General features: G+C 41.2%; 8 protein-coding genes and 1 other annotated feature. Of the genes, 1 reads left to right on the forward strand and 7 read right to left on the reverse strand.

Going from position 1 to position 11,402, the window contains the following annotated elements; genetic code table 11:
- Together aspS and hisS are read right to left on the reverse strand one after the other, a co-directional pair.
- Positions 1–1,785, reverse strand: a complete 1,785-nt coding sequence (gene aspS / locus LF817_RS03585) for an aspartate--tRNA ligase (protein WP_253934397.1) — start codon at positions 1,783–1,785, stop codon at positions 1–3.
- Positions 1,785–3,062 (reverse strand): histidine--tRNA ligase, encoded by a 1,278-nt coding sequence (gene hisS / locus LF817_RS03590; protein WP_253934398.1) that lies wholly within the window; start codon positions 3,060–3,062, stop codon positions 1,785–1,787. Before hisS ends, aspS begins: the two co-directional genes overlap by 1 nt.
- An 87-nt stretch (positions 3,063–3,149) precedes the next feature.
- Positions 3,150–3,372: a binding site (T-box leader), on the reverse strand.
- Positions 3,373–3,545: 173 nt separating this feature from the next.
- On the opposite strand from hisS, the gene LF817_RS03595 reads away from it, so the two are divergent.
- Positions 3,546–5,018, forward strand: coding sequence for an N-acetylmuramoyl-L-alanine amidase family protein (locus LF817_RS03595; protein WP_253934399.1), 1,473 nt, complete (start codon positions 3,546–3,548; stop codon positions 5,016–5,018).
- A gap of 288 nt (positions 5,019–5,306) precedes the next feature.
- Here LF817_RS03595 and dtd read toward each other — a convergent pair whose 3' ends face one another.
- From dtd to LF817_RS03620, 5 genes are all read right to left on the reverse strand, one after another.
- Positions 5,307–5,753 (reverse strand): D-aminoacyl-tRNA deacylase, encoded by a 447-nt coding sequence (gene dtd / locus LF817_RS03600; protein WP_253934400.1) that lies wholly within the window; start codon positions 5,751–5,753, stop codon positions 5,307–5,309.
- A gap of 18 nt (positions 5,754–5,771) precedes the next feature.
- On the reverse strand, positions 5,772–7,976 hold the full coding sequence (locus tag LF817_RS03605) for a RelA/SpoT family protein (protein WP_253934401.1): 2,205 nt from the start codon (positions 7,974–7,976) through the stop codon (positions 5,772–5,774).
- A 180-nt stretch (positions 7,977–8,156) separates the two neighbouring features.
- Positions 8,157–8,669 carry an adenine phosphoribosyltransferase gene (locus LF817_RS03610; protein ID WP_253934402.1) on the reverse strand — a complete coding sequence of 171 codons (513 nt, stop codon included), beginning with the start codon at positions 8,667–8,669 and terminating at the stop codon, positions 8,157–8,159.
- Entirely contained in the window at positions 8,659–10,986 is a 2,328-nt protein-coding gene (recJ, locus tag LF817_RS03615; protein WP_253934403.1) for a single-stranded-DNA-specific exonuclease RecJ, read from the reverse strand. Before recJ ends, LF817_RS03610 begins: the two co-directional genes overlap by 11 nt.
- Positions 10,987–11,046: 60 nt before the next feature.
- A complete protein-coding gene (locus LF817_RS03620) occupies positions 11,047–11,382 on the reverse strand; it encodes a LapA family protein (RefSeq protein ID WP_253934404.1) in 336 nt (111 codons plus the stop codon).
- Positions 11,383–11,402: the final 20 nt, after the last annotated feature.

The following is an 11,402-nucleotide window of genomic DNA, read 5'->3' on the forward strand; positions in this document are numbered from 1 at the left end:
TTATTTGGTACTACTTCCGTCCTGTTTTTGTTTTTTCAGCTGAAGGTGAAGCTCATCCAGCTGGGCTGTACTTACTTCGCCAGGAGCGTCTGTAAGCGGATCTTGTGCTGATGCTGTTTTAGGAAATAAAATTGTATCACGTAAGTTACTTCGTCCTGCAAGCAGCATAATGAAACGGTCAAAACCTAAAGCGATTCCCCCGTGCGGCGGAGTGCCATATTCAAGAGCTTCCAGCAAGAAACCAAACTGTTCTTCGGCTTCTTCCTTAGTAAAGCCTAACACTTCAAACATTCGATCCTGCATTTCCTTATTATATATACGCAGTGATCCTCCACCTAATTCATAACCATTCAAAACAATGTCATAAGCTTCTGCTTTAGCAGCCTCTGGACGTTCAGCCAATTGATTAATATCCCCATTCTCAGGCATCGTAAATGGGTGGTGGGCTGCGAAAAAGCGGCCTTCCTCTTCGTCATATTCAAACAACGGCCAATCGGTCACCCATAAAAAGTTAAATTGAGACTCATCAATTAACTGTAGAGTTTTACCCAATTTCAAACGTAAAGCGCCTAAACTATCATATACGACAGATGTTTTATCTGCTACGAACAGTAATAGGTCTCCATCTTCAGCATCCATTGCTTCTTTTATCTGCCGGGCTTCTTCGTCTGTGAAGAATTTAGAAATCGGCCCATTGAGCTCTCCTTCTTTCACTTTAAGCCAAGCTAACCCTTTTGCACCATAAACTTTAACATCTTCTGTTAATTTATCTATATCTTTTCTAGAAAACGAGTCAGCTTCTCCTTTTACATTAAGTCCGCTCACTTTACCACCAGAGGAAACAGCTCCACTGAATACTTTAAATCCGGAGTCTTTCACTATCTCGGATAAGTTTACAAGCTCAAGCCCGAACCTTGTATCCGGCTTATCAGAACCGAACCTTTCCATCGCTTCATGATACGGCATTCTTTCAAAAGGTGCTTTCACTTCGACTTCCTTCACCTCTTTCATGACTTTCACCATCATACGCTCAGTCATTGCCATTATTTCATCTTTTGACATAAAAGAAGTCTCGATATCCACTTGAGTGAATTCCGGCTGACGATCAGCTCTTAAATCTTCATCACGGAAACAGCGGGCGATTTGATAATATTTTTCAAAGCCGCCCATCATAAGCATTTGCTTAAATAATTGAGGAGATTGCGGAAGTGCATAGAACTCACCTTCATGTACCCTGCTTGGTACTAAATAATCACGTGCACCCTCTGGTGTACTTTTAGTCAGCATTGGCGTCTCCATTTCCATATAGCCTTCATCGTTAAGGAAATTACGGATCGACTGGGTAGCGTTATGACGAAGCTTGAATGTCTCCTGCATTTCTTTCCGGCGTAAATCTAAATAGCGGTATTTAAGCCTCAAGTCTTCAGACACATCGGTTTGATCCTCGATCATAAATGGAGGTGTCTTCGCCTTGTTCAACACTGTCACTTCGTTTGCGAGCACTTCTATTTCCCCGGTAGACATATTGGGGTTCACTGTACTTTCATCACGTATGACTACTTTTCCACTAACTTCAATTACGTATTCTGTACGGATATTTTCAGCCGTTTTCAATGCTTCAGAAGAATCCTCCGGACTGAAAACGACCTGAACAACGCCTGAGCGGTCTCTAAGATCAATAAAAATTAAACCGCCAAGGTCCCTCCGCTTCTGAACCCATCCTTTCAAGGATATGTCCGTATTCTTATCGCTTGTACGTAACGATCCACATTGTATTCGTTCCATCAGTCTTTCCCTCCTGCTAGTTGTTTCTTAAGAAATTCCGTAACTTCCTCTAAAGGAAGCTCTTCCTGTTGTCCCGTCTCCATATCCTTTACGGAAACGGCATTTTGTTCAATTTCTCTATCTCCTAATACAACCACATATTTTGCGTTTAAACGGTCAGCCGATTTGAATTGACCTTTCATTTTCCTTTGCAGGTAATCTTTATCCACTTGAACGCCTGCCTGCCGCAGCTGATGCGTCAAGCGGACTGATGCCTCTTCAGCCTTTTCCCCGAGTGAGACGATATAACAATCGAGCGCTTCTTCGATCGGCAATACCACACCTTCAGCTTCCAGAGCCATAAGCAGCCGTTCAATACTAAGTGCAAATCCGATACCAGATGTTTCTGGACCACCAATATCCTCAACGAGACCATTGTAGCGGCCGCCTCCGCTTAATGTAGTGATAGCACCGAAACCTTCCGCCCGGCTCATGATTTCAAAAGCCGTATGGTTGTAGTAATCCAGTCCACGAACTAAATTAGGGTCGATAACGTATTCGATTCCCATACGATCCAGATGAGCTTTCACTTTTTCGAAATAAGAGCGGGACTCATCATTCAAATAATCCAAAATAGACGGTGCATCAGCCATTGCCGGATGATCTTTGTCCTTTTTACAATCCAGTACTCTTAAAGGGTTCTGCTCTAAACGAACCTGACAGTCCGCACATAACTCTTCCCTGTGAGGGCTGAAGTGGTCAATTAGTGCCTGCTTATGAGCTTCTCTGCTGTCTTTATCACCAAGACTATTCATCACGAGTGTCAAAGATTTCAGCCCAAGTTCTTCATACGCATTCATGGCAAGACCCATCACTTCGGCATCAATGGAAGGATCATTACTCCCTAATGCTTCGATACCAAATTGGACAAACTGCCGAAGTCTTCCTTGCTGGGGACGTTCATAGCGGAACATTGGACCAATATAAAAAAGTTTCGTCGGTTGATTGGGAAGACCAAACAATTTGTTCTGCACAAAGGACCTGACTGTTGATGCCGTGCCTTCGGGACGCAGTGTAATACTTCTTCCGCCACGATCTTCGAAAGTATACATTTCTTTCTGAACAATGTCTGTTGTGTCCCCTACTCCACGCTGGAACAATTCCGTGTGTTCAAAGATGGGGGTGCGAATTTCTTTATAATTATATCGATGGCAGATATCCATAAGCTTACGTTCTACAAACTGCCATTTTTCTGAAGTACCTGGTAATATATCTTGAGTTCCTCTAGGAGCTCTCATAAGCTTCTTCCTCCTTTAAGTGCTATGTGCTATATGAATCTGTGGACACAAAAAACTCCCGCCCCTTTCTAAACTCTAATAGTTTAAGAAAGGGACGGGAGTATTTCCCGCGTTGCCACCCTAGTTGAGGTATGTACCTCCGCTCAAAAACAGTTAACGCCTGTCACACGTACATACCTACTGGAATTTCAGCATGTCACCTTAGAAATGTCTTTCATTTAGAGTTTACAAAGAAATGCTTCCAGCCTTAAAAGGCATTTCCTCTCTGTTTGCAAAGGATCTAAATTACTTTTTTCCTCAATGGTTTTCAATCGATTCATATGGAATATGGATACTATCATAAGGTTTTGACTTATGCTATGTCAAGCGTAATAGCAATAAATTGTGAGTTACTTAAAAAATATTGTAGATAAAAGAAGGGAAAGCCACTTTTTTGTCGAATAAGTTAAAGCATTCTTAATTTATGGAGGTGACAAGAGCTTTATGAAAGGTTGGATGTCATTAGTATTTATTTTAGCATGCTTACTTTGGTTAATCCCGACGGCCGTTCACGCTGACAGTGTCAAGGTGCAGGTTGACAATTTGAACGTCCGCTCAGGTCCAGATCTTTCGCATTCGGCTTTGGGCAAAGTCCAAAAAAATGAATCGTATTCAATCGTGGACCAAAAAGGCGACTGGATAAAGATCAACTGGAATAACAAGACGGGATGGGTCGCGGATTGGTTAGTCAAAGTTAAGCAAAAAGAAACAGTAAAATCAAAAGTGGATTACTTAAGAGTCCGCAGTAAAGCAGGGATGGACGGAGACATCCAAGGTTATCTTATGAAAGATGAGAAAGTGACCAAATTAGATCAACAGGGTGAATGGGTGCACATCGATCGCAGCAAAGCATCTGGCTGGGTACACCAAAGTTATATGAGTACATACTCTGAGGAACAGCCCAAAAAAACTTCTGAAGCCGAGCCTTCAAAATCACTTGGTAAAGTAAAAGTGGCCACAGCTCTCTTAAATGTAAGAAGTAAGGCTACATCAAACAGTTCTATACTTACCCAAGTGGCTAAAGGTGACAGCTTTGAATACTTTGATGAGAAACAAGGCTGGTACAAAGTTGGTTTGAGCAATAATAAGTCAGGCTGGGTAGCGGGTTGGTTAGTAACGAAGGATAATTCTTCGAAGACCACACCTCAATCTAATACAACAGTGAGCCTGCAGTATAATGCTACTAACTTAAGAAGCGGACCTTCTACCAATCATGAAGTTTTAGGCAGCTCCGATAAAGGCGACCAATTAAGTGTGATCAGCAAAGAAGGATCCTGGTATAAAGTTTCATACAAGGATAGCAGCGCTTATGTAGCAGGATCGATTGTGAAAGAAAACAAATCCTCAAATATCAAATCTGCTTCAGCATCTAAAGGAAACTTACGAGGTAAAACAATTGTGTTAGATGCGGGACATGGTGGTTTCGACCCTGGAGCTATAGGCCGCAACGGTACTTATGAAAAGACTCTTACTTTGCAAACCGCTCAAAATCTTAAATCTACACTAGAACAAAATGGTGCAAGTGTTGTGATGACAAGGACTAATGATTCTTATTTATCTTTATCTGCCCGCACAGCATTATCGAACGCTTCTAGTGGCGATGTGTTTATTAGTGTTCATTATAATAGTGTTCCTGCTACTAATAGAGCAACAGGGATCAATACTTACTTTTATAATGATAGCACGCAGACCCTTGCATCCAACATTCAATCAGGCCTCATCAACTCCACGGGACTTAGTGATCGAGGTATAGCAAACGGAAACTTCCACATACTGCGCAATAACCAAAAACCTTCCGTGTTAGTTGAACTAGGTTTTATCTCTGACGTGAACGAAGAGAAAACGGTTAATAGTTCAGGTTTTCAGTCCAAAGCCAGTCAAGGAATTACAAATGGATTAATTAATTATTTTAAATAGATTCTTTTACTAATAGCTGGGTTACAAGTGGTTGTTGTATTTCATAAAAGAGCTATACAACTTTATAGCGTTATTGTGGTAAATTGGATTTCGAGATACTTATAACGGCAGAGAGGCGGAAGGAATCGGTGAGATTCCAGTACCACATAAGGCAAACCTTTTTCTTTTGCCTCTATACTTCCTATATGTCTCGAAACGAAGTCTTCAAGATGTGAATATCGACTCGGAAATTGAATTGAGACTAAATAAAAAAACAAGCAAGTGCTTAAAAAAGCTCTTGCTTGTTTTTTATCGATCTTTACTATCTAGTATGAGCGTGACCGGGCCGCTATTCAGTAATTGAACCTCCATCATTTCTCCGAACGCTCCAGTTTCCACTTCAACCCCTTCATTTCGTACAAACTGGTTAAAGCTCTCATATAATTCATTAGCTAACTCCGGTTTAGCAGCCTTCATAAAATTAGGCCGCCTTCCTTTGCGAGTTTCCCCATATAAAGTGAACTGGGAAATGGATAGAATTTTCCCCTTCACATCTAGAAGGGAATCATTCAACTTATCTTGTTCATCTTCAAAGATCCGCAAGTGAGGAATTTTCTTAGCTAAGTATCGAGCGTCTTCTTCTGTATCTTCATGAGTCACACCCAATAAGACAACAAGTCCTTCATTAATTTCCCCGATGCTCTGCCCCTCAACTTTTACAGAAGCGGGGCCGCTACGCTGAACTACTGCTCTCAAATCAATTCACTCCCGTTCCTACTGCATGACTCGTCGTACTGTATATACTTCCTGGATTTGTTTGATACGTTCCACTATTTTTCGTAAGTGATCCGTATTTTGAATCAGAATAGTAATATGAATAGTAGCCATCTTATTACGATCAGATTTACCCGTTACAGCTGTGATATTTGTTTTAGTTTCATTCACCGCTTGAAGCACTTCATTTAAGAGCCCCCTGCGGTCGTACCCCCATATTTCTAAATCAACATGATACTGTTTAGTATCAGCTGGTCCTTTTTCCCAATAAACAGGAAGTAAGCGGGTTTGAGCTTCTTCCGTCTGCACATTAGGGCAATCCGTACGGTGCACTGACACTCCCCGTCCTTTTGTGATATATCCAATGATATCGTCACCTGGAACAGGATTACAACATTTTGAAAGTCGTACGAGTAAGTTATCGACGCCTTCGACACGAACTCCTGAATCTTTTTTACTCTTCGGAGTCGATGTCTTGATATCAGTCGTTGAAACATCTGCTAACGTTTGTTCAAGGTCCTGCGCTTTTTGAATTTGTCTTCGCAGTTTTTCTGTTAACCTTGTGGCGATTTGGGAAGCCGTGATCCCCTGGTAACCTACAGCTGCAAACATATCCTCATCATTTGCGAAATTGAACTTTTCAGAGACCCTCTGCAAATTATCTGAAGTGAATACTTCTTTCGGCTGAAGGTTCATGTTTCGGATTTCGCGTTCGACGGAATCGCGGCCTTTTATTACATTTTCTTCTTTACGCTGCCGTTTAAAAAACTGTTTAATCTTATTTTTAGCTTGAGAAGTCTGAGCCAATTTGATCCAGTCCTGAGATGGCCCATAGGAGTGTTTAGACGTCATCATTTCTACAATATCGCCTGTGTTGAGCTGGTAATCAAGCGGCTCCATTTTGCCATTCACTTTTGCACCAATCGTCTGGTTGCCGACTTCTGTGTGGATACGGTAAGCAAAATCGATCGGTACTGACCCTGAAGGAAGTTCCACCACTTCTCCTTTTGGGGTGAAGACATAAACCATATCCGAAAACAAATCCACTTTGAGCGATTCCATGAACTCTTCGGCATCATGGGTTTCACTCTGAGATTCTAAAATTTCTCTAAACCACGTCAGCTTTTCTTCAAACGAGTGCTTGGATGTTGCTTCTCTTCCCTCTTTGTAAGCCCAGTGAGCCGCAATTCCGTATTCAGCGATTTCATGCATTTCATGAGTACGTATCTGCACTTCAAGGGGATCTCCTTTAGGTCCGATAACTGTCGTATGCAGGGACTGGTAAAGGTTTGGTTTAGGCATGGCAATGTAATCTTTGAAACGCCCTGGCATCGGTTTCCAGCAAGTGTGAATTATGCCTAAGACAGCATAACAATCCTTAATGCTGTTCACTAAAATCCTTACAGCGAGTAGATCATAAATTTCATTGAATTGTTTATTTTGCAAAACCATTTTACGATAAATACTGTACAAATGTTTCGGACGCCCGTTAAGATCCGCTTCGATGTTAACGTCATCAAGCTGGGATCTTATTTCGTTCATGACGTCATCGATATAAAATTCTCTTTCGTTTCTCTTTTGTTTCATCAAATGAACGATTCGATAGTACTGCTGAGGATTCAGATAACGTAAAGCAGTATCCTCAAGCTCCCATTTAATCGTTGAAATCCCTAACCTGTGAGCTAAAGGCGCAAAAATTTCCAATGTTTCATTGGAGATTCTGCGCTGTTTCTCAGACGGCAGATGTTTAAGGGTTCTCATATTGTGTAAACGGTCAGCAAGTTTAATCAGAATAACTCTCATGTCTTTAGCCATTGCCACAAACATCTTTCTGTGGTTTTCAGCTTGCTGAGCTTCTTTTGATTTATATTTAATTTTCCCCAATTTTGTAACACCGTCGACGAGCATAGATACTTCTTCGCCAAACTGTTTCTCTATATCCTCAAGTGTATAATCGGTATCTTCTACAACATCATGAAGAAAACCGCCGGCAATTGTCTCGGGGTCCATTTCTAAATTGACGAGAATACCAGCAACTTGAATGGGATGTATGATATAAGGTTCCCCGGACTTACGGTATTGCTCGCTGTGAGCCTGATTGGCAAACTCAAAAGCCCTCCGTATAAAACCGAGATCCTTTTCGTTCATATAGGAGGCAGCCTGCTCAATCACTTCTTCAGCTGTTAAAATTTTGTCTTTAGCCATACAATCACCCTGATTTCTCTATGCTTCCTAAAATTTAGTAGTGGTTTAGTTTTCATTATCAAAAAAAGACGAGAAAAAGTAAAGAAAAAACGTCTATTCACACTCAACGATTAGGACTGATTATTTGTGAACTGAAGGAATCTAAAACAAAGAGCGCCCTAACTTAGGGCACTCTCCATCTTAATATTGCATTAGTGTCAAAACATCATAACCGTCCAGCTTATCTCGGCCATCTAAGTAAGTGAGCTCAACTAAAAATGCGCATCCCGCAACTACACCGCCAAGTTGTTCTACTAAGTTGATGGTAGCTTCGATTGTACCGCCGGTAGCCAATAAGTCATCTACGATAAGTACTCGCTGTCCTGGTTTAATCGCGTCTTTATGAATAGTAAGAACATCTTTACCGTATTCTAAGCCATAATCAACTTTAATAGTTTCTCTTGGGAGTTTTCCTTCTTTTCTTACAGGTGCAAATCCGATTTCCAGTGCATACGAAACTGGACAACCCACGATGAATCCTCGTGCTTCAGGACCTACAATAATGTCTATTTCTTTATCCTTGGAATACTCTACAATCTCATCAACCGCAGATTTAAAAGCCTTCCCGTTATCCATCAATGGGGTGATGTCCTTAAATTTAATTCCCTTTTTAGGCCAGTCTTCCACGATAGCAATATGTTCTTTATAATCCATTTAATACTTCCTCCTTGACGGGCTGCCTCTGTTTATCGAACCAGCCTTTCAGCTCTTTATATGTCGAATAATAGAGAGCCTGTTCCACATGTAATTGTTCTTTCCTCTGTTTATATAGAGAAGACTCTGATAAGTCTTTCTGGGCAGGAGCAGATTCAAGTGTAATAAGACCATCTTCCATTTTAACAAAACCAAGTTCAAAAAACACCTGGGAAATAAAATCAATCATTGAAGCATTCCAGCCTTTTCTTTGAGCAAGTCTTTCCCGGTCATTTTTCAGATGAAAAGATTTTTGCTTTACAAGCATACCATAAAACCACTTAAAATGATCTCTCGTAGGCCATGAAGTGAAAAAAGCACTATCATCAATTTGATAACAAGCATAAATATTATCCGGCGCAAGCTTGTGAACTACATTTGATACATGAGAAAGCTGTTCCGGCAGATCGATAAAAACGAGCCCCTGAACATCTGCTGCAGTCAACTTATCTATTTCATCATAGTGAATAACGGGCACATTTGCAGGAGGCGTGGTCTCTTGTTGGAATCGAACGGCTGTCACAGTTTGTCCAGCAGGAAATTTCAATTTCTTTTCCAGATGCTTGGAGCCGCGATAATCAAACAGCTGCCAGGATTGGACCTCCAGATCTTTGATCATAATCTGCACGTTTTTGCGTCCGTTCCATTCATTTATACTAAGCTCTCCCACTATATCCAGCTCTGAAGCCGGCGCAATTTGAGAATATAAATCACCTAAACCAAAAGCGATCCCGTCCAGCTTGCTTGTATCTTTTTTAAAGCTGAATTTCAGGTGATTTTGTCTGCTTCCTATTAAGCGTATTTCTTTAGGTGTCTCTTTTATATGAAATAGGGGCTTTGGATTACCCATGCCAAAAGGTCTCAACTTGTTGATCTCTTCGATTTGCTGAAGAGTAATCTCTTCTATTCCTATTGACATCTCCACGTTAAGAACTTGCTGATAATCATTATCACTAAGCTTGTTCTGCGCCATTTCACATAACTTCGACCTTACTGAATCCACTTCATCTATAGACAATGTCATTCCTGCCGCCTGAGCATGTCCGCCAAAATGAATAAAATGATCTCTGATTTCCATGCAGTTTGAGAATAAGTCGAATGCATCAATACTTCTTGCGGATCCTTTGGCTTGCTGCTTTTCAGAGTCAATCGCAAGTACGATAGCCGGCCGATCAAACTGACGCACGAGCTTGGAAGCGACGATTCCGAGAACCCCGGGGTTCCATCCCTCTTTAGCTACCACGATGACTTCTCCTAATGGCTGTTGCTCATTCATGAGAATATCTTCTGCTTCTTTAGCGGTTTGTGTGACGATCTTTTGACGTTCCTGATTCAACTGGTTAATATATTCCGCGAGCTGCACGGCTTCCTCACGATCATCTGTTAAAAAAAGCTCTACAGCAGGAGAAGCATCTTGAAGACGGCCCACTGCGTTAACTCTCGGTCCTATAGTAAACCCAACCATTTCCTCATCAATAGTGCCTTCAATTCCACATACTTCTTTTAAGCTTTTCAGTCCTATGCGATTTGATTGGGATAAAGCTTTTAATCCTAAATGAACAAGAGCACGATTCTCATCCTTTAAAGGTACCAGGTCCGCAATCGTTCCGAGAGCAACCATATCAAGAAGGTGTTGAGGAAACCTCCCAAGAAGAGCTTGCGCAAACTTAAACGATACTCCTACTCCTGCCAATTCGTTGAAAGGATAATCTGGTGATGTTTTAGGATGAATGATGGAATAAGCCTCGGGCAAAGATTCTTGAACTTCATGGTGATCAGTAATAATCAAATCGACACCTAATCGTTTCGCCACTTCTGCTTCATGGACACCAGCTATCCCATTATCTACTGTAATGATGACACCCACACCCGAGGCAGCCGCTTCTTTAAAGGCTTCCTCATTAGGACCATAGCCTTCTGTAAAGCGGTTTGGAATGTAAAAATCACAAACTGCTCCAGCCTCTTGCAACGCTTCGATCATCACAGTTGTCGAGCTCACACCATCTGCATCGTAATCTCCATAAACAAGAATAGGCTCACCTTGCGCAATAGCTTGTTTGACTCTATCCACAGATTTCTCCATTCCCTGTAATAGCAGAGGGTCATGCAAATCTTTTTGAGAAGGATGCAAAAAACGGTCAACTTCTGTGAGCTCCGTTATATTCCTTCTTTCAAGCATACGTCTCGTCAATTCTGAAACTCCTTTAATCTTAGGAGATTCAAAATTTTCATTATCTTCATTATATGTAAAGTTCCATTTAGTTTTACTTGGTAACATAAGTTCACCCCTGACTAATCCATTATACAAGAGGTCATCAGGGGGAGCAAATGTGATTATTCAACGGCTTGAGTTCGTCTCTTCTCCGATGTCGGAAGAATCATCTGGGGGACGCATTTCTTCAGAATTTGAAGTAGTCGTTGAACCGGAATGTTGATTCATCTTCTCATTTTTCAATTGCTTAATTTCTCGTTTTAACTGATAAAATCTCCGAGCTCCCACTAATGCAGTAATCAACCCTCCTAAAAGCACAGAGAATAATATGACAAGAATAAGCGGTGCTTGTCCGGAACCGAACAAGTAGTTGACTTCAACATTGCCTACATTAATAACTGCAAACACAGCTACAATTAACGCAAATATAAGTGCAAAAATAAAATAAGTCTGTCCCTTCAACAGTAGAACCTCCTTCATCC

Origin of the sequence: Halobacillus sp. A1 (assembly GCF_024189295.1) — a bacterium.
Taxonomy (GTDB): domain Bacteria; phylum Bacillota; class Bacilli; order Bacillales; family Halobacillaceae; genus Halobacillus_A.

Bases quoted from the DNA above. Each gene is read 5' to 3' on its own strand.
- aspS (WP_253934397.1), bottom strand. From the start codon at position 1,785: ATGGAACGAATACAATGTGGATCGTTACGTACAAGCGATAAGAATACG.
- hisS (WP_253934398.1), bottom strand. From the start codon at position 3,062: ATGAGAGCTCCTAGAGGAACTCAAGATATATTACCAGGTACTTCAGAA.
- LF817_RS03595 (WP_253934399.1), top strand. From the start codon at position 3,546: ATGAAAGGTTGGATGTCATTAGTATTTATTTTAGCATGCTTACTTTGG.
- LF817_RS03605 (WP_253934401.1), bottom strand. From the start codon at position 7,976: ATGGCTAAAGACAAAATTTTAACAGCTGAAGAAGTGATTGAGCAGGCT.
- LF817_RS03610 (WP_253934402.1), bottom strand. From the start codon at position 8,669: ATGGATTATAAAGAACATATTGCTATCGTGGAAGACTGGCCTAAAAAG.
- recJ (WP_253934403.1), bottom strand. From the start codon at position 10,986: ATGTTACCAAGTAAAACTAAATGGAACTTTACATATAATGAAGATAAT.